Raw genomic sequence first — 21,355 nt, 5'->3', positions numbered from 1 at the left:
ATGAACGATGGCCCGTCTCGATCTGCGTCGAAAACTTTCCATCCTGGCTGACGCCGCCAAGTATGACGCCTCGTGTTCGTCGTCGGGAACCTCGAAAAGAAACTCCGTCGGCGGCAGGGGGATTGGCTCGACCGAGGGCACGGGCATCTGTCACGCCTATACGCCGGACGGGCGGTGCATCAGTCTGCTCAAGATCCTGCTGACCAACTTCTGCATCTACGATTGCGCCTATTGCATCAATCGCGTGTCGTCGAATGTGGAGCGCGCGCGGTTCGATGTCGACGAGGTGGTTGACCTGACGCTCAACTTCTACAAGCGCAACTATATTGAGGGCCTGTTCCTGTCGTCGGGCATTATTCGATCCGGCGACTATACGATGGAGCAGCTGGTTCTGGTGGCCAAGACGCTGCGGGAAGTCCACGATTTCCGGGGCTATATCCATTTGAAGCTGATCCCGGAAGCGGATCCGAAGCTGGTGGAAATGGCGGGACTGTATGCCGACCGCCTGTCGGCCAATATCGAACTTCCGCGCGACGAGGCGCTGGCGCGACTGGCGCCGCAGAAGGACGTCGGGGTCATCAAGAAGGCGATGAGCCAGGTGCGCCTGGGCGTCGAGGCGGCCAAGCCAGCCAAACGTGAAAAGATCAAACCGCCGAAGTTCGCGCCGGGCGGCCAGAGCACCCAGCTGATCATCGGCGCCGACGGCGCGCCGGATACGGAAATCCTGGATCGCAGCGCTTCGCTCTACGGCGGTTACGGCCTGCGTCGCGTCTACTATTCGGCGTTCAGCCCCATCCCGGACTCCAGTTCGATCCTGCCGCTGTCCAAGCCGCCGCTGATGCGTGAGCATCGGCTGTATCAGGCCGATTGGCTGATGCGGTTCTATGGCTTCTCCGCGCCGGAGATCGGCGAGGGCGCATCGAACGGCATGCTCGATCTGGCGGTCGACCCCAAACTGGCCTGGGCGCTGAACAAGCGCGAACAATTTCCCGTCGATGTGAACCGTGCGCCGCGCGAGATGCTGCTCCGTGTGCCGGGGCTGGGCGTGAAAGCTGTGGACCGGATCGTCGCGGTGCGCCGCTATCGGACCCTGCGGTTAGAGGATGTCGGACGGCTGACGCGATCGGTGGCGAAGATCCGGCCCTTCATCACGGCGCTGGATTGGACGCCAGGCGGTCTGACGGACGCGGCGGACCTCAAGGCGCGCGTGACCAGCCGCACGCCCGAGCAGTTGAGTCTGTTCTGATGGCGGTGGCGACGCTGGACGGTGAGACCGACTTCGATGGCTGGCGGAAAGCGGCGCGCGCGTTTCGATTGGCGGGTGTTGAGCCCGCAGCGGCCCGCTTTGTTGTGGCGGGGGCGGCGGAACAGGGCGGGCTGTTCGATCAGCCGATTGCCGAAGCGGCGTCGCCGACGCCGGATGAGGGCAGAGCTTTCAACGTGCCGAAAGAGTTCGTGGACCTGGCCCAGAACCTGATCCTGCATCGATCCGCCGACCGTTTCGATCTGATGTATCGGCTTCTGTGGCGACTGAAGGATGAGCCGGACCTGATCAAGGTCATTTCGGACCGGGACGTCGCCGACGCGCTGGAGCGGGTCAAGAACGTCAGCGGCGCCTCGCACAAGATGAAGGCCTTCGTTCGCTTTCGCCAAGTGCATGACGATTTGGGCGAAGCCTGGGTGGCGTGGTTCGAGCCGCCGCATCGGGTTCTGGAGAAGACCGCGCCCTTTTTCCAACGGCGGTTCACGACCATGCGCTGGTCGATCCTGACGCCGGATGGTTCGGCCTTCTGGGATGGCGAAATCCTGCGGTTCGGGCCGCCGGCGACCCGCGACATGGCGCCGGCCGAAGACGAGATTGAGGATTTCTGGAAGACCTACTACGCCTCGACCTTCAATCCTGCGCGGCTGAAGGTGAAGACCATGCAGGGCGAGATGGCCAAGTCCTACTGGAAGAACCTGCCGGAAGCCGCCCTGATCCCGGAACTGGTCGCGGCCTCGTCGGTTCGAACCGAGACCATGGTCGCCACGCCGTCGCCTCAGCCCAATCCGCGTTTCGCGCGCGCCGTCGCGCCGGACCTTCATTCGGTGCGTCCCGACGCCGAGGCCGTGCCCGAAAACCTCGACGATGTCGCCGGCGGCGTTCAGGCCTGCCGCCGTTGCCCGCTTTACCGCGACGCGACGCAAGGCGTGTGCGGGGAGGGGCCGAAGTCGGCGCGTCTGATGATCGTCGGCGAACAGCCCGGCGATCAGGAGGATCTGGCAGGCCGCGCCTTCATCGGGCCGGCGGGACAGGTGCTGAACGCAGCACTGGCGGAGGCCGGCATTGATCGATCCGACGTTTATGTCACCAACGCGGTCAAACACTTCAAACACGAGCCGCGCGGCAAGCGTCGCCTGCACAAGACGCCGAACGCGGGCGAGGTTGAGGCCTGCCGTTGGTGGCTGGACTCTGAACGCCGGCTGATCAAGCCGCAAGTCGTGCTGGCCCTTGGGGCGACGGCGGGTCTGGCGTTGCTGGGTCGAAAGCCGGCCGTGATGCAGGAACGCGGCGCGCCGATCGACCTGAGCGATGGATCGACCGCCGTACTGACGGTTCACCCCTCCTATCTGCTGCGTCTGCCGGACGAGACGGCGAAGTCCGAGGCGAGACGGTTGTTCATTGATGATCTGGCGGCCGTGCGGCGACGTATGAGGTGACGCGAGAACGAATCCCGTTCGGCCGCGTTTGGCATCAGCGCCAGCGTGACCGTTGGACGTTTCATCGGGGGAGGCGATCTCGACACGGTCGATCGACAAACATTCGCGCGAATGTCATCGCGCGTTGACATCGAATGCCGGCTTGACCATTAGCGCGGCAGAGATTTCGGCTGTCTGTTCAGAGGGTCAGGGGAAAATCGCGATGTCAGACCGGTCTTCAGGGGCGCGATGAACACGGCCGCATACGAAATCGTCGATAGAGATGGCGAGGCCCGTCTGCGCCTGACCGGCGACTGGACGACCACGGCGCTGGGTCGTCTGCCGACGGAACTGAGCCGCGATCTGGAAGGCCGCGATATCGCCAGCATCGACACCTCCGATCTCGGTCGCTTCGATACCGCCGGCGCGCTGGCTCTTGTGCAGGCCTCAAGCGGCCGACTTTCCAAGAGCCAGTGGAAGGACCGACCGGAGGCCGGTCGCATCTATCACATGATCGAACTGCTGGAGCGCCAAAGCGCCCCGGCGCCGAAACGTCCTAGCGCCTTCGTGCGCACCTTCGCCAAGATCGGGCGCGGCGTTTACGATTTCGGCGGCGAGGCCATGTTGTCGCTGGCCTTCCTGGGTCGGCTGATGGCTGCTGTCGTGGAAGCCGCCAAACATCCCGGCGGCATCCGCTGGCCGGCCTGGGTCAGTCAGGCCGAGCGCGCCGGGCTGGACGCCATTCCGATCGTCATGATCACCAACTTCTTCATCGGCGCCGTCATCGCCTTCATCGGCGTGGATTTGCTAACCGACTTCGGCGCCCAGGTGTTTGCGGTTCAGCTGATCGGCGTCGCCATGTTCCGCGAGTTCGCCGTGGTCATCGCCTCGGTCTTGTTGGCTGGACGTTCGGCCTCGGCGTTTGCGGCCGAGATCGGGTCGATGCGGATGAATCAGGAGGTCGACGCCATGCAGGTCATGGGCGTCAATCCGTTCCAGGCCCTGGTGATTCCGCGAGTCGCGTCGCTTGTAATCATGCTGCCGCTTCTGACCTTCATGGGCATGATTGGGGGCCTGATCGGCGGTCTGGTCGTGTGCTGGAGTTCATTGAACCTCGGGCCGTCTTTCTTCTTCCAGCGTCTGGTCGAGGACGGCACCATGGCCCAACACCTGATGGTCGGTTTAATCAAGGCGCCGGTCTTCGCCTTGGTGATCGCCGCGATCGGTTGCCGCCAAGGCATGGCCGTCGCCGGTGATGTCGAAAGCCTGGGCCGGCGCGTGACGGCCGCCGTAGTGCAGGCCATCTTCGCCATCATCTTCCTGGACGCCGTGTTCGCCCTGGTCTTCCTGGAGCTGAACATATGACCGAGGCGCCAGAAAACTTGATCGAGGTGCGCGGCCTGTTGAGCCAGTTCGTCGAGCGCACCATCCACGAAAACCTCGACCTCGACCTGGTGCGCGGCGAAGTTCTGGGCGTCGTCGGAGGATCGGGGGCGGGCAAGACCGTGCTGCTGAACACCATCATCGGCTTGAAGGAGCCGGAAGGTGGGTCGGTGAAGGTGCTGGGTTACGACCGGGCGAACCTGACCAAGGCCGAGGCGGCCGACATCGAGAAGCGCACCGGCATCCTGTTCCAGCAGGGCGCGCTGTTCTCGTCGCTGAGCGTCCTGGAGAACGTGGCTTCGCCCCTGGTCGAACACACCAAACTGCCCAAATCGGTCATCTATGAGCTAGCCGAGCTCAAGATCGCCATGGTCGGTCTGAAACCCGAGCACCATCACCTGAAGCCCGCCGAACTGTCGGGCGGCATGAAGAAGCGCGCTGGCCTGGCGCGTGCGCTGGCGCTGGATCCCGAGCTGGTGTTTCTGGACGAGCCGACGGCGGGTCTGGATCCCATCGGCGCGGCCGCGTTCGACGATCTGATCCGGCAACTGGCGGACGACCTAGGTCTGTCCGTCTTCATGATCACCCACGACCTCGATACGCTCTACGCCATCTGTGACAAGGTGGCGGTGCTGGCGGACAAGCGGGTCGTGGAAAAGGCCACGGTGCAGGAGCTGGAAGGCTCCGACCACCCGTGGATCAAAGAATATTTCCTGGGGCCGCGCGGACGCGCAGCCACCAAGTCTGCCGCCTGAGGAGAGCGGATCATGGAAAGAGACGCACATTACGCCGCCGTCGGCATCGCCACCGTCGCCCTTCTGGCGGCCCTGGCGGTGTTCACCATCTGGCTGGCCCGTCTGCAGTTCAACAGCGACTATGACATGTACGACATCGTCTTCTATGGGCCGGTGAACGGCCTGTCCGAAGGCGGCGAGGTGCATTTCAACGGCATCCGCGTCGGCGAGGTCACCGACCTGAACATCGACACCAAGCGCGGCGACCAGGTCATCGCCCGTGTCCGCGTGGACGGCACGACGCCGGTGCGGGTCACCTCGCGCGCACAGCTGGAGCCGCAAGGCATCACCGGCCTGAACTACATCCAGATCACCGCCGGTTCGCCCAACAGCGCCCTGCTGAAAGACCAGTATCCGGACAATGTCGTGCCCGTGTTGCAAAGCCAGCCGTCGCCGATCGCCGAGCTCTTAAGCGGTTCGGGCACGGTGCTGGCCCAGACCGTGGATGCGCTGAACCGGATCAACCGCGTCATGTCCGACGACAATATCCGCAGCTTCTCCACCAGCGTGAAGAACGTCGAGGCACTGACGACCGAACTGGAAGCCCGCAAGGCCATCTTCCAGCAGCTGGAAGAGGCCGTGACCAACGCCAACGCGGCGGTGAAGGAATACCAGGCCCTGGCCGTCGACACGCGTCAGATCATCAACACCGACGGTCGCCAGGCCATCGCCAACATCAACGCGGCGACGGCGGAAGCCCGCACGGCGATCGCCTCGGCCAACCGTTCAATCACGGGTCTGGAGCGGCCGCTGGGCGACTTTGCGACGACCAGCCTGCCGCAACTGACCGGCACGATCGAAGAACTGCAAGACGCCACCCGGTCTCTGCAAGCCCTGATCGACGACGTCCGCGCCAGCCCGCGCGACTTCATCGGTCGTCCCAAATCCAAAGAGCTGGAGGTGCAGCCGTGATCCTTCGTCCTGTCCTTCGTCTGGCGGCGTCCGCCGCTGTCCTGACTGCGCTGAGCGGGTGCGCGCTGCTATCGTCGCCGGACCCGGTGCAGAACTATCGGTTCGGCCTGCCGATGGCCGCGCCGTCGGCGGTGGGCGACACGCCTGCGCCTCTAACGGTCTCGATCCGCCGCATCGAATTCCCCGAGGCGACCGGCGACGACAAAATCCTGGGCGTCACGGGTCTGGAGACGGCTTATATCGGCGGCGCACGCTGGGTGTCGCCGGCCTCGACCCTGTTCGACGACAGCCTGAAGGTGGCCTTCGCCAACCGAGCTGATCGCATTCGCGTGCTGGGTCGCCGCGAGCCGGGGACGCCGCCGCTGATCCTGCAGGTCACGGTGACGACGTTCGAGGCGCGTTACGCCGCGCCGGGCGCAGCGCCGGATGTTGTCGTGACGGCGCGGGCGCAGCTGCGCTCCACCCCGGAACGGCGCGCTGGCGCCGGAACCATTCGTCCCGAGGAAGGCCGCTCGGTCGAGCGCGTGTTCACCGTGACCCAGCCCGCCGGCGACAACCGCGTGTCCGCCATCGTTGCAGCCTTCGACACGGCGACCCGCGACATCAACACCCAGATCGCGGACTGGACAATCGCCTCCGCGAACTGAGGCGGTCGAACGCCTGACGCCTGACGCCGGGACGGTGGCGGTGCGGGACGTAGGCTTGCGGATGCGCTAGGGTGCGCCGCGAATCTGCTCCCGGAGTTGTCATGAGTTTTTCCGCCACCGACGCGGCCTTCGAAGGCTTCCGGGTCGTTCGCCGGCATCCGATTGTCGCGGTCGCCTGGGGCCTGGTCTATTTGGCCGTCTATGTCGCCATGTTCGGCCTGGGCGCCGACAAGTGGGCCAGCCTGATGGCCGCGGGTGAAGCGCTGGAACAGTCGGCCAACCCATCGATGGCGGAGTTCCAGGCCCTGGGTCAGACCTATGCCGGAGCGCTGATCTGGGCCGCGCCGATTGGCCTGCTGGTTGGCGCGGTGCTGAGCGCGGCGGTGGCGCGCTCGGTTCTGCGTCCGGACGAGTCGTCGTGGGGCTATCTGCGCCTCGGCATGGATGAAGTCCGTGTTCTGGCGGTCAGTCTGATCGTCAGCCTGGCTGTCGGTCTGGCGTCGGGTGTCGGCATGATGGTGGTCGGGACGGCCATCGGTTTCGGCGCGGCGTCGGGTCAGGCGCTGCTGATCTTGGCCGGCGTGCTGCTGATCTTCGCCGTCTTCGCCCTGATCGTCTGGCTGGCGATCAAGTTCAGCCTTGCGGTTCCCATGACGATCGATCGCCGCAAGATCACCATCGTGGAATCGTTCGCCGCCACCAAGGGGCATTTCTGGTCGCTGCTCGGCATGGCCGTGATTGCCATCGTCATGTACTTTATCGTCAGCATCTTGGGGATGATAATCGGCGCTGCGGCGGATTTGGCTACCGGCGGCATCCAGACCTTGGCCCGTTTCGATGGGGAAAGCCTGGGTCAGATCCTGATGCAGGCCTGGCCAGCGATCCTGGTGTCCTCGATCGTCAGCGCTTTCATCGCGGCGCTTCAATTCGCAGTGCTTTATGCGCCGTTCGCAGCGGCCTGGGCGGCGCTGAAGCCGCGCTAAGGAAAAAGTGGCGTCGGCTCAAGCCGACGCCTTCACCCTTTTCTTCTTGGCCGGAGCATCGACGGACCCGCCTAGGGCCGCCACGCGCGACTTGCGGCGGTCCTCATGCCGATTCAGCACCTCCTTGAGGTATTTGCCGGTCCAACTGGCCTTGTTGTCCGCGACTTGTTCGGGCGTGCCGACCGCGACGATCTCGCCGCCGCCGTCGCCGCCCTCGGGACCGAAGTCGAGCAGATAGTCGGCGACCTTGATGACATCGAGATTGTGCTCGATCACCACAATGGTGTTTCCGGCCTCCACCAGTTCCTGAAGCACCTCGAGCAGCTTGCGCGTATCCTCGAAGTGCAGGCCGGTGGTCGGCTCGTCGAGGATGTACAGGGTGCGGCCCGTTGCGCGTTTCGACAGTTCCTTGGACAGCTTGACCCGCTGGGCCTCGCCGCCCGACAGGGTGGTCGCCGGCTGGCCGACCTTGACGTAGCCCAGGCCCACCCGCTCCAGCGTCAGCATCTTGTCGCGGATCGGCGGCACGGCCTTGAAGAAGGTCGCCGCCTCCTCGACGGTCATGTCCAACACGTCCGAAATGGACTTGCCCTTGAACACGATCTCCAGCGTCTCGCGGTTGTAGCGTTTGCCCTTGCAGACGTCGCAGGTGACATAGACGTCGGGCAGGAAGTGCATCTCGATCTTGATGACGCCGTCGCCCTGGCAGGCCTCGCAGCGGCCGCCCTTGACGTTAAAGCTGAACCGGCCGGGACCATAGCCGCGCGCCTTGGATTCCGGCAGGCCGGCGTACCAGTCGCGGATGGGACCAAAGGCGCCGGTATAGGTCGCGGGGTTCGAGCGCGGGGTGCGGCCGATAGGCGACTGGTCGATGTCGATGACCTTGTCGAAATGCTCCAGGCCTTCGATCCGATCGAAGGGGGCAGGGGCTTCCGATGCATTGTTCAGGCGACGCGCGGCGGCCTTGTACAAGGTCTCGATAGTGAAGGTGGACTTGCCGCCGCCCGAGACGCCGGTGATGCAGGTGAAGACGCCGACCGGGATTTCGCCCGTGACGCTCTTCAGATTGTTGCCGCTCGCGCCGCTGATCTTCAGCATCCGCTTGCGGTTGATGGGGCGGCGACCCTCGGCGGGGATTTCGATCTCGCGCTCACCGGTCAGGTATTTGCCGGTCAGGGACTTCGGGTTGGCCATGACCTGGGCCGGCGTGCCTTCGGCGCAGACCTGTCCCCCGTGAACCCCGGCGGCCGGGCCCATGTCGATGACGTAGTCCGCGGTCAGGATGGCTTCTTCGTCATGCTCGACCACGAGGACCGAGTTGCCGAGGTCGCGCAGCCCCTTCAGGCTTTCCAGCAGACGGGTGTTGTCGCGCTGGTGCAGGCCGATGGACGGCTCGTCCAGCACATAGAGGACGCCGGTCAGGCCCGAGCCGATCTGCGACGCCAGGCGGATACGCTGGCTCTCGCCGCCCGACAGGGTGCCGGAGGATCGCGACAGGTTCAGATAGTCCAGGCCGACGTTGTTCAGGAACCGCAGCCGGTCGCAGATCTCCTTAAGGATTCGCCGGGCGATCTCCATCTGCTTTTCGGTCAGATTCTCTTCCAGCGTCGAGAACCACAGATAGGCCTTGGAGATCGACAGGGTGGAGATGTCGGCGATGTCCTCGCCCCCGACCTTGACCGCCAGGGCTTCGGGCTTCAGCCGCTTGCCGTGGCACGCGTCGCAGGGCGTCTCGGATTGATAGCGGGCCAGTTCCTCGCGCACCCAGGCGCTGTCGGTCTCGCGCCAGCGGCGCTCCAGGTTCGGCAGCACGCCCTCGAACGGCTTGGAGACCTCGTATTTGCGGGCGTTGTCGTCATAGACGAACTTGATCTTCTCGGATCCCGTGCCGTGCAGGATGGCCTTGTGCGCCTGGGCGGGCAGGTCGCGCCACGGCTTGTCCATCGAGAAGCCGTAGTGGAGGCTGAGCGACTGCAGGGTCTGGGTGTAGAGCGGCGACGGCCCGCGCGCCCATGGCGCAACGGCGCCCTTGTGCAGGGTCTTGTCGCGGTCCGGGATCACCAGATCGGCATCAAAGGCCAGCTTGACCCCCAGGCCATCGCAGACCGGGCAGGCGCCGAAGGGGTTGTTGAACGAGAATAGTCGCGGTTCGATCTCGCTGATCGTGAAGCCCGACACCGGGCACGCGAACCGTTCGGAAAACAGGATGGAGCGGGGCGCCGTCTCGCCCTCGGCGGTCGAGGCCCATTCGGCGTTGGCGATGCCGTCGGCCAGACCCAGCGCCGTCTGTAGACTGTCGGCGTAGCGGGCTTCCTGATCCGGCTTGGTGACGATCCGGTCCACGACGATGTCGATGTCGTGTTTGAACTTCTTGTCCAGCGTCGGGGCTTCATCGATAGGATAGAATTGCCCGTCGATCTTCAGCCGCTGGAAGCCCTGGCGCTGCCACTCGGCGACTTCTTTCTTGTACTCGCCCTTGCGGCCGCGAACGACGGGGGCGAGCAGCAGGATGCGCTCGCCGTCGGGCAGGGCGACCAGCTTGTCGACCATCTGGCTGACGGTCTGGCTCTCGATGGGCAGGCCGGTCGCCGGCGAATAGGGCACGCCGACCCGCGCCCACAAAAGACGCATATAGTCGTGGATTTCCGTCACCGTGCCGACGGTCGAGCGCGGGTTCTTGGAGGTTGTCTTTTGTTCGATGGAGATGGCCGGGGACAGGCCTTCGATCAGGTCCACGTCCGGCTTGCCCATCAGCTCCAGGAACTGGCGAGCATAGGCCGACAGGCTCTCGACATAGCGGCGCTGGCCCTCGGCATAGATGGTGTCGAACGCCAGCGAGGATTTGCCCGACCCCGACAGGCCGGTCATCACCACCAGCTGTTCACGCGGAATGTCGAGATCCACGCCCTTGAGATTATGCTCGCGGGCGCCGCGAACGCGGATGAAGTTGTGCTTTTCGGTCATGCTGTCCGGAGAACGCGGAGGAGGGCCGGCGGGTCCGGCGCGACATCGCTATATGGGGACGAATTGCGTGATTGAAGCAAGAACAATGTAGGAACATTGCGGCTGACGCATCATTCGGGTGTCCACGATTGCGTGGGGCGCACGAAACGCTCGCCCTTGGCCAGAAGCACGCCACTGGCGTTGGCGACACCCAGTTCCAGGCTTTCGGCGATGCGGCGGGCGCGTTCAATGAAGTGGTCGGCGGCGATGGGCGGGCACAGGGCACGCGCAGTTTCGGCGAACAGCTCCAGCCAGCGATCGAAATGCCGCGCATCGATGGGAAGGGGCAGGTGTTTCGGCATCGGCCGGCCCTGATAGACGCCGGTGGACAGGGCGACCGACGACCAGAACAGCTTCATCTGCGCCAGATGCGGCGCCCAGTTGGTGATCCGGTCCGCGAAGATCGGGCCGATCAGGGCGTCGTCGCGGACACGGGCGTAAAAGCCTTCGACCAGGGCGTCGATCATGGCTTCGTCTATGCCCGTTCCGTCCCGCAGGCGCTGGACGGCGGCCTCGCGCCGCGCGGCGGCGCCGGCGGGGTCGTCAATGCGGAAACGGGTTTGCATGACGGCTGGTCTAGCCGTGGCAGGCCTATTGGTCGAGGAAGTCGCCAGCGTTGAACGACAGGACGCAAACCGCATCGTCGCCTGTCGCATCGGTCGAGCAGTAGTCAACGCCGAACAGATCGGCCTGCACCTTGGCGGTCGAGCGGAAGGTGCGTCCGTCACGCTGGAACACCGATCCGATCTTGTCGCTCCAAGGTGCGAGCGCGGCGGCGAAGGCGGTGGCGGGCTCGCCGGTGCAGGTGAACAGCAAAAGCTCTGTTCCATCCCCATCGTCAGTGCGCCGATAAGCTCCCGCAGCGGCGGCCTGATGCAGACATGACGCATACAGATGCGCGTGTCGTGTCGGCGCCTGCGTCGGGACGGCGGCGTAGTTCGGCGTTGACAAAGGCGCATCCGGCGCTGTCGCGCAGGCGGCTGATGTCAGGGTGGCGACGATGGCGAATGCGGCGACGGTCTTCATGGTTGTCTCCTCAACGCCAAGCTTCTCACGCGGCCGTGTTCGACGCCAGACTTGCGCATTGCGGGATTACGACCCATCCTCCTTGTTCTGACGCGTTTTGCAGAAGGTTTGACGATCATGATCATCGCACTGGCCACTGGTTCCGCCCTGTCCGCCATGCTGCTCGTGATCCTCAATGCCAATCAGCCCAAGCCGAAACGCGTCCCCGTCCGCACTCGCGACACTCGACAAGGTCGCCGCTAGGACGCCGGACGGCGCCACATTATTCGACAATCTGAGCCTGACGTTCGGGCCTGAGCGAACCGGCATCGTCGGTCGCAATGGCGCGGGCAAGAGCACGCTGCTGCGCCTGATCTCGGGCGAAGCCGCGCCTGCCGAGGGTGCAGTCGCGCGAGCCGGAACGATCGGCGTACTGGATCAGCGCTATGAGCCAAACCCCGGTGAGACCGTCGCTCAAACCCTGGGCGTTGGAGCGGCGCTGGCTGTTGTGGCGCGGGTTTTGGCGGGGCAGGGAACGGCTGACGATCTCAATGAGGCGGACTGGACGCTGGAGACGCGTCTGGACGAGGCCTTAAGAGACGTCGGGCTGCCGGAACTGGATTGTGAACGCCTGACATCCAGTCTCAGCGGGGGCGAGCAGACGCGGTTGCGGCTGGCAGGTTTGAGGCTGGCCCGGCCCGATCTGATCCTGCTGGACGAGCCGACCAATCATCTGGATGCGCAGGCGCGGGCGCTGGTCGCCGATGTCATCGCGCGTTGGGACGGCGGTGTCGTGGTGGTCAGCCATGATCGCAACCTGTTGCGCCGCATGGACCGAATCCTTGAGGTGTCGAGCCTGGGCGTCGCCAGCTACGGCGGCGGCTATGACGCCTATGTCGAGCGAACAGCGCTGGAGCGCGAGGCGGCGACGCGGGATCTGGCCGAAGCCCAACGCGACCTCGCGCGTGCCGGCGCCGAGGCTCAGCAGCGCGCGGAGGCCCAGTCGCGCCGCGACGCCGCCGGCCGACGCAAGGCCGCCAAGGGCGACATGCCGAAAATCCTGCTGGGCGCACGGGCCGAGCGCGCCGAAAACACGGGCGGGCGCAGCCGGTTGCTCGCCGAACGACAGGCCGAGGCCGCGCAGGACGCCTTGGCCTCAGCCCAGGCGCGCGTAGAGCGGACGCGGACGCTGGCGATCCCGATGCCGACGACCAGCCTGCCAACGGGACGGACGGTGCTGACGATGGACCAGGCCGGCTGGGCGACACCCGAGGGGCGGACGATCGTCGGGCCGATCGACCTGAAGCTGGTCGGGCCGGAACGAGTCGCGATCACGGGACCGAACGGCGCGGGCAAGACGACCCTGCTTCGGCTGATCACTGGCGATCTGCAACCGACGACGGGCGCCGTCGATCGGCCTGTGCGTGCAGTGCTGCTGGATCAGGAGGTCAAGATCCTGAGCCCGGAAGAAACGCTGGTGGAGGCGTGGCGGCGGCTGAACCCGCAAGGGTCGGTCAATGACGCCCAGGCGGCGCTGGCGCGGTTCCTGTTTCGCAATACGGCGGCGCAGCGCCGAGTCGGCGACCTGTCAGGCGGGGAGCGGCTGAGGGCGGGTCTGGCCTGCGTCATGACGGGCGCGACGCCGCCGCAGTTGCTGGTGCTGGACGAACCGACCAACCACCTCGATCTGGACGCCATCGCGGCGGTCGAAGAGGCGCTGACCGCCTATGACGGCGCCTTGATTGTCGTGAGCCACGACGTGGACTTCTTGGCGGCGCTGCAGATCACGCGCATGATCGAGTTTTGACGGCTGTCGCTGGTCAGCCCCAGGCTTCGACGGCCCCCTTGCGGCGGACGAGCGAGGGATTGGACAGTTGCGTGCGCGGTTCGGCCTCTGCACGGCCGAACAGCCAACCCTGACCAAAGTCGACGCCTGCCGCCTTGAGTTCGGTCGCAACGCCGTCGGTCTCGATCATTTCGGCGATGGTTTCCAGCTTCATGGAGCGGCACATCTCGACGATGCTGTGCAGCATGGCCTTGGATCGCTGATCGGTCTCGATGTCGCGCACGATGGCTCCGTCGATCTTGACCGAGTCCACGGACAGTCGACGCAAATAATCAAGAGCGGCAGCGCCTGCGCCAAAGTCGTCGATGCAAACCTTGATGCCCGCTTCGCGCAATGCGGCCAGACGGCGATCTGCGGCCTCGATGTCGGAGACGGCGGAGGTTTCAGTCACCTCGACCATCAGGCGGCGCCGTTCATCGGGCGCGGTGGCGGTCATGCGCAGCAGTTGTTCGACATAGTTGTCGTCGCCGAGCGAAGCGCCCGAGACGTTGATCGCCATCTTCAGCAGACCCGCGCCGGGCTGGCGCATACGCTTCAAGACCTTTTCCGCCACGGCGAGATCGAAGGACTCGATCATGTCCAACTCCTCAGCCATGCGGATGGCGTCAGCGGGACCGCTGTTGCCGTTGAAGCGGGTCAGGGCCTCGAAATGATGGACGGCGCGAGAATCCAGATGGACGATGGGCTGATAGTGGACCTGGAATTCACGCGATTTGACCACGCTGCGGAAGGTCTCGGCGTCGCGGAATGTGCGCTTCAGGGAGTCCGCGAAGGCGATCTGCGGATTGGCGAGACCGTCGCCCCTGAGGCAGCCTTCAATGGCGAACCGCATGGCGCGCAGTACGCATAGGGTGTCTGAGCCCGGCGGGACAGGCGAGCTGACGGCTTCGGCTTCGAGAGCGAGACCTTCGGCGCGCCCCACTTCCACGATCTCGGCGGCGATGTCGCGGCGGTCGTTGGCCGGGCGCAACAGGGCATAACGGACGCCGGTGACCTGCGACGCGCTCGATCCCTCGACGGCGGCGGATTGCAGTGTTGCCTCGATGCGGCGGTTGAGACGGTCGGCGGCGTCGCCGGTGACATTCTCCAACCCGGTAATGTCGAGGAAGGACAGGGCCAGGTCGGGGTTGGACTCCAACACACGCCCGGCGTCGGCGAGGAAATCCTCCGGTTCCAGAAGCGGGCGTGTTTCCAAATCCTCCAGCGCAAAGGCCGGGCCTTCGTAGGAGATGGCGCAGGAGACGGCCGGCGCCATCTGAGGCAGGACGAAGGCGCGGAACGAAGCGCGGCGCACGCGGTCTGGCCCGGCCGCCACCAGGATCGAAGTCGCGGGAATACGCACGCCGGGCTTCATGCCGTGCAGGGCGGTCAGAGTAGAGGCGCCGTCGTGCAGCAGATCGAGCAGGGGACGGCCCGTCCAGGTCGCACCTGCGTCTTCGCCGGCCACGGCGCCCGCGCCGATCGCAAAGGCGACCACGCCCTTCGGATCCACCTCCACCAGCGTGTCGGCGGAAGCGAAGGCCAGGCCTAGGAGGCGAGTGGTCAGCGTCATGAGGCCATGCTGGCACGCCGTCGCTTAAAAAATAGGCAATGACCCTTAGGACGCGAACCGTGATCTGCGAACGGTCTGGGGCCGTCCTGTTCAGGCCATGCGATTCAGGGCGACGGCGCGTCCGTCGCCCAGCGAGGCGCGGCCGTCGGCGGCATAGGCGGAGGCGGGTGTGCGGGCGGCGGTGACCTCCGCCGCGATGGCGCGGACCAGACCCTCGGAGATTTGACGCGCGGCGTCGACGGCGCGGCTGTGTCGCGTCAGGGCCGCGTCGAACTCACGCGTGGCGTCGATCAGGGTCTTTCGATCTTCGAGCGGAGCGCCGCTCAGCAGAGCCGGATTGGCCTTCACATGGGCGGAATCGCGACGGTAGAGATTGGCCATCTCCTGGGTTTCCAACAGACCGGCGGCCACATCCTGAGGACGGCCATCGGCGAAGGCGGCTGTTTCGCCCTTCAGTCGCTCGGTCAGACGCAAGGTCAAGGTCGTCAACTGTCGAACCCGCGCCTGGGCCAGTTCGGTGTCGCTCATGGCCGGCCCTCCTGCATCTTCAGCATTTCGGCCATCACGGTGTTGCTCAGGCCAATGCCGCCCGCCTTCACCGTGGACTTGGCCATTTCGTCCAGCATGAAGCTGCGCCATGTCGCCTCGCCTTGGCCGCCGCCAAACAGGCCGTCTGTCGACAGGCCTTCGAACATCGGCTTCAGCATTTGCGAGATGAAGGTGGCCTCGAAGGCCTTGGCGGTTTCCGCGATCTTGTCGCGGTTCACGGCCGTGGGCGCGGCCGTGGCGGGGCGCAGCAGATCTGCAGAGACGGTCAGGTCGGTCATACTCACATCACCTCGATGTCGGCCTGCAGGGCGCCGGCGGCCTTGATGGCCTGCAGGATGCTGATCATGTCGCGCGGGCTGACGCCCAGGGCGTTCAGGCCGTTGACCAGGGTGGACAGGTTGGCCCCGCCGCCGACCAGCCGCATCTGGGTGCCCAGATCCTCTTCGACGTTCACCTGGGTCGAGGGCACGACGGCGGTCTGGCCCCGGCTGAAGGGCGCCGGCTGACTGACCTGTGGCTGCTCGTCCACTGAAATAGTCAGATTGCCCTGGGCGATGGCGACGCGGGAGATGCGCACGGCGTCGCCCATGACGATGACGCCATTGACCTCGTCGATGATGACCTTGGCGGGGGTGTCGACGCTAACGGCCAGGTTTTCGATCCGGCTGATGAAGCCCGCCATGCCCAGTTCACCAGGCGCGCGCAGGGCGACGACCGTGCCGTTCTCGGCCAAAGCCGATCCTGGATAGGCGGCGTTCACGACGGCGGCGACGCGCTGGGCGGTGGTGAAGTCGGGGTTGCGCAGGTTCAGACGCACCTCGTTCATATTGGCCATCTGGAAGCCGGTCTCGCGCTCGACCAGGGCGCCCGAGGCGATGCGGCCCGCGGTCGGCACGCCGCGCGTCACCGACGACCCCGACCCGCCCGACGCCGAGACGGCGCCGGTCTGAACCGAGCCTTGCGCCACGGCATAGACCTGCCCGTCTGCGCCTTGCAGGCTGGTGACGACCAGCGAACCGCCCAGCAAGCTCTTGGCGTCGCACATGGAGGCCACCGACACGTCGATGCGCGAGCCGGGCGTGGCGAAGGCTGGCAGGTCGGCCGTGACCATGACGGCGGCCATATTCTTGGTGTTGGCGTTGGCCCCGCGAATGTTGACGCCCAGCCGCTCGGTCATGCCTTCCAGCGATTGGCGGGTGAAGGGGCAGTTGCGTAAGGAATCGCCCGTGCCGTTCAACCCCATGACCATGCCGTAGCCGACCAACTGGTTGCCTCGCACGCCTTCAACGGCCGCGATGTCCTTGATGCGCGACTGCGACTGGGCCAACGCCGAGGTCGCGCCGCCGGCGACGACGAGCGTCGCGGCGACGGAGGCGATCAGGCGGGCAAGCAGATTTTGCATCGGTCAGGCGTCCACGCAACGTTACGCCGCCAGCTGTGCGAGGATCGTGCCGGAGAATTAACGACGTGAATTCAATGTCGGTCGGCCTTTGGCGGTCAGAGAAGCGGCAGGATTTGCCGGGGCGTTAACCAAACAGTCATCGCCGCCCTTCATGCATGGTTTCATGACGCGGAGCACCTGCACATGAAGGTTGTCGGCCCCAACGGCGTCACCACGCCTGCCAGCACACGTCCCACGCGATCCGCCAGCGGCTTTTCGCTGGGGCAGACTGCGGCTGCGTCCGCGCCCGCTGCAACGACCGCCAGCGCAGCAACGGGGGGGGTCTCTGACGTCTCGGCCCTTATGGCCCTTCAAGGGGTCGAGGGACCGCTGGAAAAGCGACGTCGCGCGATCCGGCGCGGCAGCGGTCTTCTGGATCGCCTTGACGAAATCAAGCTGGCCCTGCTGAACGGCGACGCCGACGAGGGGGCGCTGGACCGTCTGGCGTGGAGCCTGCGCGAGGAGCGCGCCGCCGACGACGACAAGGACCTGGGCGCCTTGCTGGATCAGATCGATCTGCGCGCGTCGGTCGAACTGGCGAAGGCCGAAATGCGCCGCAACCGCCCCTGATGCGAAATAATCGTCTGGCATCAGGCGCTAAGCTTCGGCAGTGAGTGACTTTTGCCACTGTCAGACGGTTAGTCGCCCTATTTCATCACGGAATCGAGAGCCGCGTTGCTGCGACTCAACGGGCTGACTATACGGCCATCTACGCCACAGGGGGGCGTGTTAGAGAGCGTGAGATCGATGAGCGCCTTGGCGTCCGTTGTGTCCGACGAAACCGGCCCGTATCGGCCGTCTGACAGCGAGCCGTTCATGAACGAACGGCAGCAAGCCTATTTCAAGAAGAAGCTGCTGGCCTGGAAGGATGAGATCCTTCGCGAGTCCAAGGGCACGGTCGTCAATCTGAAGGCCGAGACCGAAAACCACCCCGATCTGGTGGACCGGGCGTCTTCGGAATCCGATCGCGCCCTGGAGTTGCGCACCCGCGACCGCCAACGCAAGTTGATCTCCAAGATCGACGACGCGCTGCGCCGGATCGAGGACGGCTCGTACGGCTACTGCGAGGACACAGGCGAACCCATCAGCCTGGGTCGTCTTGAAGCCCGTCCGACGGCGACCCTGTCGGTCGAAGCGCAGGAACGCCACGAACGCCGCGAACGCGTTCACCGCGACGACTGAGGTTTAAGCCTTCCGCGCCTTGACTTCGCCGGGTTGCGGGGCGACCTAGCCGCCTCGCTTTCGAGGTCGTCTATCCATGTCCGTCAAGGTTCGTTTCGCCCCGTCGCCCACGGGTAAGCTGCACGTCGGCAATGTCCGCACCGCCTTGGTGAACTGGATGTTCGCCAAGGGGCAGGGCGGGTCCTTTGTGCTGCGCATCGACGACACCGACCTGGCGCGCTCCACGCCCGAGTTCGAACAGGGGATCGAAGATGATCTGACCTGGCTGGGGATGCCGTGGGACGAGCGCTATAATCAGTCCAAGCGGTTCGATCGCTACGAAGAAGCGGCCGCCAGGCTGAAGGCGTCGGGGCGGCTTTATCCCGCTTATGAGACCGCCGACGAGCTCGACCGTCGGCGCAAGGTGCAACTGTCGCGCGGCTTGCCGCCGATCTATGACCGCGCGGCGCTGGAACTGACCGAAGAGCAGAAGGCCGCTTACGAATCCGAAGGCCGTCGCCCGCATTGGCGCTTCAAACTGGACGGCAAGCGCGTCGCCTGGGAAGACCTGGCGCGCGGTCATGCGGAGGTGGACACCGCCTCGATGTCGGACCCGGTGCTGATCCGCGAGGACGGCCTGTTCCTCTACACCCTGCCGTCGGTGGTCGATGACATCGACATGGCCATCACGCACATCATCCGGGGCGAGGATCACGTCACCAACACCGGGGCGCAGATCGAAATCTTCGAAGCGCTGGGCGCGACGGTTCCCGGCTTCGCCCATATGCCGCTGCTGGTCGGCGCCGACGGCGCGGCCCTGTCCAAGCGGCTGGGATCGCTGTCGATCAGCGACATGCGCGACCAAGGCTATGAGCCGATCGCGATCACCAGCCACCTCGGCCGGATCGGGACGTCTGATCCGCTGGAAGTCGGCGCCTCGGTCGAGGCTCTGGGGCAGAGCTTCGCCTTCTCCAAGATGGGGCGTTCGCCGGCGCGTTACGATACGGCCGACCTGGACCGGCTGAACGCCCAAGCGCTGCACGTCATGGACTATGCGACGGCGCAGCCGCGTCTTCAGGCTCTCGGCGCCGATCTGGGCGAAGCCTTCTGGAATACGGTGCGTGGCAATCTGACGAAGTTCGCCGATGTCGCGGACATGGCGCAGATCGTCCGTGGTCCGATCCAACCGGTGATCGAAGATGGGACCTTCATCGAATCGGCGCTGCGTCTGCTGCCGGAAGTGATCGACGAGAACGCCTGGTCGGCGTGGACCTCGGCCGTCAAGGCCGAGACGGGCGCCAAGGGCAAGACGCTGTTCATGCCGCTGCGTCTGGCGCTGACGGGGCAGCAGCACGGGCCTGACATGGCGGCCATGGCGCCGCTGATCGGTCGCGAAACCATCCAGCGGCGTCTGAGAGGTGAGGCGGCCTAAGCCGCCTCACGCAGTCTAGGCGTTGCAGACAGCCAGTTCGTCGGCGCTTAGGGCCACACCCTTGTAGGAGAAGGCGGTCACGGGACCGAACTTCTGAACCACGCGGCGGCAGGCGCGCGTCGCGGGCTGTTCCGTGCCGCCAGCGGCGGTGCAGGTCGCGCCTTCGCAGGACCAACGAGCGCCGTCGATGATGGTGGCGCGTGCGGGCGCCTTGGCGGCGTCGGCCAGCGTCAGGCTGGTGGCGGCGGGGGCTTGGGCGACCGCAGGGGCGGCGGCGAACAGGGCGGCGGCGATCAGCAGAGCGCGCATTGAAAACTCTCCGAAATGAAGAACGGCGTCATGCCGCTGCGCCCCCATGTCAGTTTTCGATAAAAACTGTCAAGACGTGCGCAGCGGATTATGAGCGATGATCACTTATCGATGATCATGTTTCAATTGCGGCGCATCGCCGCCGGCCTGAACCTGCGCCATCGCCTCTTCGACGGTTTCGGCGACGGTCCAGGCGTCCAGGAATGACGGCGGCGTCATTCCTTCTGCGACGCTGTGCTTCATCAGCTCGAAGAAGCCGTTCCAGAAGCCGTTCAGGTTCAGGAAGACGACCGGCTTGTGGTGCAGGTCCAGCCGCTTCCAGGACAGCAGCTCTACGACTTCTTCCAGAGTGCCGATGCCGCCGGGGGCGACCACGAAGGCGTCCGACTGATCGTACATCAGCTGTTTGCGTTCGTGCATCGAAGTGACGACGACGGTCTCGACCTCGTCGAACAGGCGTTCGCGGCTGCGCAGGAAAGCCGGCATGATGCCGACGACCCGGCCGCCCGCCTCATGCGCGCCGCGCGCCGAGGCCCCCATCAGGCCCACGCCGCCGCCGCCATAGACCAGCCGCCAGCCGGCCTCGGCCGTCACCTTGCCGAACGCATAGGCCGCCTCGGTATAAATAGGATCGGCGGTCTCGGAGGCGCCGCAGAACAGGCAGACGGAAGAGCCGTCGAACGGCAGGAACGAAACGGGGGGCAGGGACATGGAGCCTCGAAGAAAACGAATAGGCGGCCTGGCCATGGCCAAACCGACGGCGCTCAAGCTAACACAGGCTCGAGCCGCTGGGTCGCCAGTCCTATATCGTAGAGGCGCAGGATGAAACGTCAGATGATGGTCGCGTGTGTCGCGGTCCTGGCTGCCGCAGCCTGTTCCGATCAGCAGGGTGGCGTGGCGGGGCCGACGGGGGCCGACGAGGCCTCGCCCTGGGTTCGCCCGCCCCAGATTGATGGCGTGATGCGCGACGGCGGCGTTCTGGTGCTGCGCGGCGGGGCGGGGCCCAATGCGCGCGTCGTGCTGCGTGCGCTGGATACTGCGGCCGTGGCGACGACGGCGGACGGCGCGGGGCGGTTCGAACTGCGACTGCCGCCTTTGAGCGGCGATGTGCGCTTTACGCCCGAGGTGCAGGTGGGCGAGGACGCCGCCGTCTCGCCTGAGACCCTGGTGGTGATCCGGGGCGGAGCCGGTCCCGTCGCCCTGATCGCAGCAGGCCAGCCGACTGTTCGGCTCGATGGCGGCGAGGGGCTGGATGCGGTGGATTCGGACGGTGCGACTCTGATGGCTTCAGGCCGGACGAATGGGGCGGCTCCCTCGGTCAATATCAACGGCGCAGATATGGCGCCGACGGCGATCGGACGCGGCCGCTGGCGGGCCGTCATCGGACAGTCGGGTGGGGCGACGATCACGGTGAATGGAAAGCGCTTCGACTATCCGGGCGCGGGGGCGACTGCGGGCTTCGTCGTCGAGCGGGCGGGGGCGGGCTGGCGGATCACATGGCCCGTCGATCCAGCGGGACGTCAGACGACATGGTTGCCGGACTGAAGGCGCTTAACGATCTGGAAACCATTTCGGTTAAGGAATGGGCCGTCCTCAGGGACACCATCACCGAACCTGCTTGCAGCCCGGCGCCCCCGCCGGGCTTCTTTTTTGCCGGAC

At 65.5% G+C, this 21,355-nt stretch carries 21 protein-coding genes; 12 read left to right on the top strand and 9 right to left on the bottom strand.

What is annotated here, in order from left to right; all coding sequences use genetic code 11:
• The first annotated feature begins 7 nt into the window (after positions 1-7).
• From O2K97_RS12325 to O2K97_RS12295, 7 genes are all read left to right on the top strand, one after another.
• Complete coding sequence (locus tag O2K97_RS12325) at positions 8-1,246, top strand: putative DNA modification/repair radical SAM protein (RefSeq protein WP_269219479.1); 1,239 nt, start codon at positions 8-10, stop codon at positions 1,244-1,246.
• Positions 1,246-2,700 (top strand): UdgX family uracil-DNA binding protein, encoded by a 1,455-nt coding sequence (locus O2K97_RS12320; protein WP_269219478.1) that lies wholly within the window; start codon positions 1,246-1,248, stop codon positions 2,698-2,700. Before O2K97_RS12325 ends, O2K97_RS12320 begins: the two co-directional genes overlap by 1 nt.
• A 228-nt stretch (positions 2,701-2,928) precedes the next feature.
• Positions 2,929-4,044, top strand: coding sequence for an MlaE family ABC transporter permease (locus tag O2K97_RS12315; RefSeq protein ID WP_269219477.1), 1,116 nt, complete (start codon positions 2,929-2,931; stop codon positions 4,042-4,044).
• Positions 4,041-4,817, top strand: a complete 777-nt coding sequence (locus O2K97_RS12310; protein WP_269219476.1) for an ABC transporter ATP-binding protein — start codon at positions 4,041-4,043, stop codon at positions 4,815-4,817. Before O2K97_RS12315 ends, O2K97_RS12310 begins: the two co-directional genes overlap by 4 nt.
• 12 nt (positions 4,818-4,829) lie before the next feature.
• Positions 4,830-5,768 (top strand): MlaD family protein, encoded by a 939-nt coding sequence (locus tag O2K97_RS12305; RefSeq protein ID WP_269219475.1) that lies wholly within the window; start codon positions 4,830-4,832, stop codon positions 5,766-5,768.
• On the top strand, positions 5,765-6,415 hold the full coding sequence (locus O2K97_RS12300) for an ABC-type transport auxiliary lipoprotein family protein (protein ID WP_269219474.1): 651 nt from the start codon (positions 5,765-5,767) through the stop codon (positions 6,413-6,415). The genes O2K97_RS12305 and O2K97_RS12300 overlap by 4 nt, the downstream gene beginning before the upstream one ends.
• A gap of 101 nt (positions 6,416-6,516) precedes the next feature.
• Positions 6,517-7,398 carry a hypothetical protein gene (locus O2K97_RS12295; protein ID WP_269219473.1) on the top strand — a complete coding sequence of 294 codons (882 nt, stop codon included), beginning with the start codon at positions 6,517-6,519 and terminating at the stop codon, positions 7,396-7,398.
• An 18-nt stretch (positions 7,399-7,416) separates the two neighbouring features.
• On the opposite strand, the gene uvrA is transcribed toward O2K97_RS12295, so the two are convergent.
• The 3 genes from uvrA to O2K97_RS12280 all read right to left on the bottom strand — a co-directional run bounded on the left by uvrA (position 7,417) and on the right by O2K97_RS12280 (position 11,427).
• Entirely contained in the window at positions 7,417-10,362 is a 2,946-nt protein-coding gene (uvrA, locus tag O2K97_RS12290; protein WP_269219472.1) for an excinuclease ABC subunit UvrA, read from the bottom strand.
• 110 nt (positions 10,363-10,472) lie between these two features.
• A complete protein-coding gene (locus O2K97_RS12285) occupies positions 10,473-10,967 on the bottom strand; it encodes a group III truncated hemoglobin (RefSeq protein ID WP_269219471.1) in 495 nt (164 codons plus the stop codon).
• Between the two features lie 25 nt (positions 10,968-10,992).
• Positions 10,993-11,427 (bottom strand): hypothetical protein, encoded by a 435-nt coding sequence (locus O2K97_RS12280; protein WP_269219470.1) that lies wholly within the window; start codon positions 11,425-11,427, stop codon positions 10,993-10,995.
• 175 nt (positions 11,428-11,602) lie between these two features.
• Between O2K97_RS12280 and O2K97_RS12275 the strand changes: the two genes are divergently transcribed.
• Complete coding sequence (locus tag O2K97_RS12275; protein ID WP_269219469.1) at positions 11,603-13,213, top strand: ABC-F family ATP-binding cassette domain-containing protein; 1,611 nt, start codon at positions 11,603-11,605, stop codon at positions 13,211-13,213.
• Positions 13,214-13,226: 13 nt separating this feature from the next.
• Here the strand turns inward: O2K97_RS12275 and O2K97_RS12270 are convergent, their stop codons facing one another.
• The 4 genes from O2K97_RS12270 to O2K97_RS12255 all read right to left on the bottom strand — a co-directional run bounded on the left by O2K97_RS12270 (position 13,227) and on the right by O2K97_RS12255 (position 16,755).
• Positions 13,227-14,804 (bottom strand): EAL domain-containing protein, encoded by a 1,578-nt coding sequence (locus tag O2K97_RS12270; protein WP_269219468.1) that lies wholly within the window; start codon positions 14,802-14,804, stop codon positions 13,227-13,229.
• A 90-nt stretch (positions 14,805-14,894) separates the two neighbouring features.
• Complete coding sequence (locus O2K97_RS12265) at positions 14,895-15,332, bottom strand: flagellar basal-body protein FlbY (RefSeq protein WP_269219467.1); 438 nt, start codon at positions 15,330-15,332, stop codon at positions 14,895-14,897.
• Entirely contained in the window at positions 15,329-15,631 is a 303-nt protein-coding gene (locus O2K97_RS12260) for a rod-binding protein (protein WP_269219466.1), read from the bottom strand. Before O2K97_RS12260 ends, O2K97_RS12265 begins: the two co-directional genes overlap by 4 nt.
• Before the next feature lie 2 nt (positions 15,632-15,633).
• The gene (locus tag O2K97_RS12255) at positions 15,634-16,755 is read right to left on the bottom strand and encodes a flagellar basal body P-ring protein FlgI (protein WP_091747795.1); all 1,122 of its coding nucleotides are present in this window, start codon (positions 16,753-16,755) and stop codon (positions 15,634-15,636) included.
• 183 nt (positions 16,756-16,938) lie between these two features.
• On the opposite strand from O2K97_RS12255, the gene O2K97_RS12250 reads away from it, so the two are divergent.
• From O2K97_RS12250 to gltX, 3 genes are all read left to right on the top strand, one after another.
• Positions 16,939-17,364, top strand: coding sequence for a flagellar assembly protein FliX (locus O2K97_RS12250; protein WP_269219465.1), 426 nt, complete (start codon positions 16,939-16,941; stop codon positions 17,362-17,364).
• A gap of 177 nt (positions 17,365-17,541) precedes the next feature.
• Positions 17,542-17,976, top strand: a complete 435-nt coding sequence (dksA, locus tag O2K97_RS12245; RefSeq protein ID WP_017504616.1) for an RNA polymerase-binding protein DksA — start codon at positions 17,542-17,544, stop codon at positions 17,974-17,976.
• A 76-nt stretch (positions 17,977-18,052) separates the two neighbouring features.
• Positions 18,053-19,387, top strand: a complete 1,335-nt coding sequence (gene gltX, locus O2K97_RS12240) for a glutamate--tRNA ligase (protein WP_269219464.1) — start codon at positions 18,053-18,055, stop codon at positions 19,385-19,387.
• A gap of 15 nt (positions 19,388-19,402) precedes the next feature.
• Here the strand turns inward: gltX and O2K97_RS12235 are convergent, their stop codons facing one another.
• Together O2K97_RS12235 and O2K97_RS12230 are read right to left on the bottom strand one after the other, a co-directional pair.
• Entirely contained in the window at positions 19,403-19,696 is a 294-nt protein-coding gene (locus O2K97_RS12235; RefSeq protein ID WP_017504618.1) for a CC_3452 family protein, read from the bottom strand.
• 105 nt (positions 19,697-19,801) lie between these two features.
• Positions 19,802-20,407 carry a TIGR00730 family Rossman fold protein gene (locus tag O2K97_RS12230; RefSeq protein ID WP_269219463.1) on the bottom strand — a complete coding sequence of 202 codons (606 nt, stop codon included), beginning with the start codon at positions 20,405-20,407 and terminating at the stop codon, positions 19,802-19,804.
• Positions 20,408-20,518: 111 nt separating this feature from the next.
• On the opposite strand from O2K97_RS12230, the gene O2K97_RS12225 reads away from it, so the two are divergent.
• Entirely contained in the window at positions 20,519-21,241 is a 723-nt protein-coding gene (locus O2K97_RS12225) for a hypothetical protein (RefSeq protein WP_269219462.1), read from the top strand.
• Positions 21,242-21,355: the final 114 nt, after the last annotated feature.

Source organism: Brevundimonas vesicularis (genome assembly GCF_027105095.1).
In the GTDB taxonomy this organism is placed as follows: Bacteria; Pseudomonadota; Alphaproteobacteria; order Caulobacterales; family Caulobacteraceae; genus Brevundimonas; species Brevundimonas vesicularis_E.
The sequence above is the reverse complement of the archived record's forward strand: the minus strand, read 5'-3'. Positions and strand labels throughout refer to the sequence as shown.

What these genes read in the sequence shown, in the direction of transcription:
- O2K97_RS12305 (WP_269219475.1), top strand. Translation starts at nt 4,830, where the DNA reads ATGGAAAGAGACGCACATTACGCCGCCGTCGGCATCGCCACCGTCGCC.
- O2K97_RS12320 (WP_269219478.1), top strand. Translation starts at nt 1,246, where the DNA reads ATGGCGGTGGCGACGCTGGACGGTGAGACCGACTTCGATGGCTGGCGG.
- O2K97_RS12295 (WP_269219473.1), top strand. Translation starts at nt 6,517, where the DNA reads ATGAGTTTTTCCGCCACCGACGCGGCCTTCGAAGGCTTCCGGGTCGTT.
- gltX (WP_269219464.1), top strand. Translation starts at nt 18,053, where the DNA reads ATGTCCGTCAAGGTTCGTTTCGCCCCGTCGCCCACGGGTAAGCTGCAC.
- O2K97_RS12255 (WP_091747795.1), bottom strand. Translation starts at nt 16,755, where the DNA reads ATGCAAAATCTGCTTGCCCGCCTGATCGCCTCCGTCGCCGCGACGCTC.
- O2K97_RS12265 (WP_269219467.1), bottom strand. Translation starts at nt 15,332, where the DNA reads ATGAGCGACACCGAACTGGCCCAGGCGCGGGTTCGACAGTTGACGACC.
- O2K97_RS12325 (WP_269219479.1), top strand. Translation starts at nt 8, where the DNA reads ATGGCCCGTCTCGATCTGCGTCGAAAACTTTCCATCCTGGCTGACGCC.
- O2K97_RS12235 (WP_017504618.1), bottom strand. Translation starts at nt 19,696, where the DNA reads ATGCGCGCTCTGCTGATCGCCGCCGCCCTGTTCGCCGCCGCCCCTGCG.
- O2K97_RS12310 (WP_269219476.1), top strand. Translation starts at nt 4,041, where the DNA reads ATGACCGAGGCGCCAGAAAACTTGATCGAGGTGCGCGGCCTGTTGAGC.
- uvrA (WP_269219472.1), bottom strand. Translation starts at nt 10,362, where the DNA reads ATGACCGAAAAGCACAACTTCATCCGCGTTCGCGGCGCCCGCGAGCAT.
- O2K97_RS12260 (WP_269219466.1), bottom strand. Translation starts at nt 15,631, where the DNA reads ATGACCGACCTGACCGTCTCTGCAGATCTGCTGCGCCCCGCCACGGCC.
- O2K97_RS12280 (WP_269219470.1), bottom strand. Translation starts at nt 11,427, where the DNA reads ATGAAGACCGTCGCCGCATTCGCCATCGTCGCCACCCTGACATCAGCC.
- O2K97_RS12270 (WP_269219468.1), bottom strand. Translation starts at nt 14,804, where the DNA reads ATGACGCTGACCACTCGCCTCCTAGGCCTGGCCTTCGCTTCCGCCGAC.
- O2K97_RS12285 (WP_269219471.1), bottom strand. Translation starts at nt 10,967, where the DNA reads ATGCAAACCCGTTTCCGCATTGACGACCCCGCCGGCGCCGCCGCGCGG.
- O2K97_RS12275 (WP_269219469.1), top strand. Translation starts at nt 11,603, where the DNA reads ATGCCAATCAGCCCAAGCCGAAACGCGTCCCCGTCCGCACTCGCGACA.
- O2K97_RS12230 (WP_269219463.1), bottom strand. Translation starts at nt 20,407, where the DNA reads ATGTCCCTGCCCCCCGTTTCGTTCCTGCCGTTCGACGGCTCTTCCGTC.
- O2K97_RS12225 (WP_269219462.1), top strand. Translation starts at nt 20,519, where the DNA reads ATGAAACGTCAGATGATGGTCGCGTGTGTCGCGGTCCTGGCTGCCGCA.
- O2K97_RS12250 (WP_269219465.1), top strand. Translation starts at nt 16,939, where the DNA reads ATGAAGGTTGTCGGCCCCAACGGCGTCACCACGCCTGCCAGCACACGT.
- dksA (WP_017504616.1), top strand. Translation starts at nt 17,542, where the DNA reads ATGAGCGCCTTGGCGTCCGTTGTGTCCGACGAAACCGGCCCGTATCGG.
- O2K97_RS12315 (WP_269219477.1), top strand. Translation starts at nt 2,929, where the DNA reads ATGAACACGGCCGCATACGAAATCGTCGATAGAGATGGCGAGGCCCGT.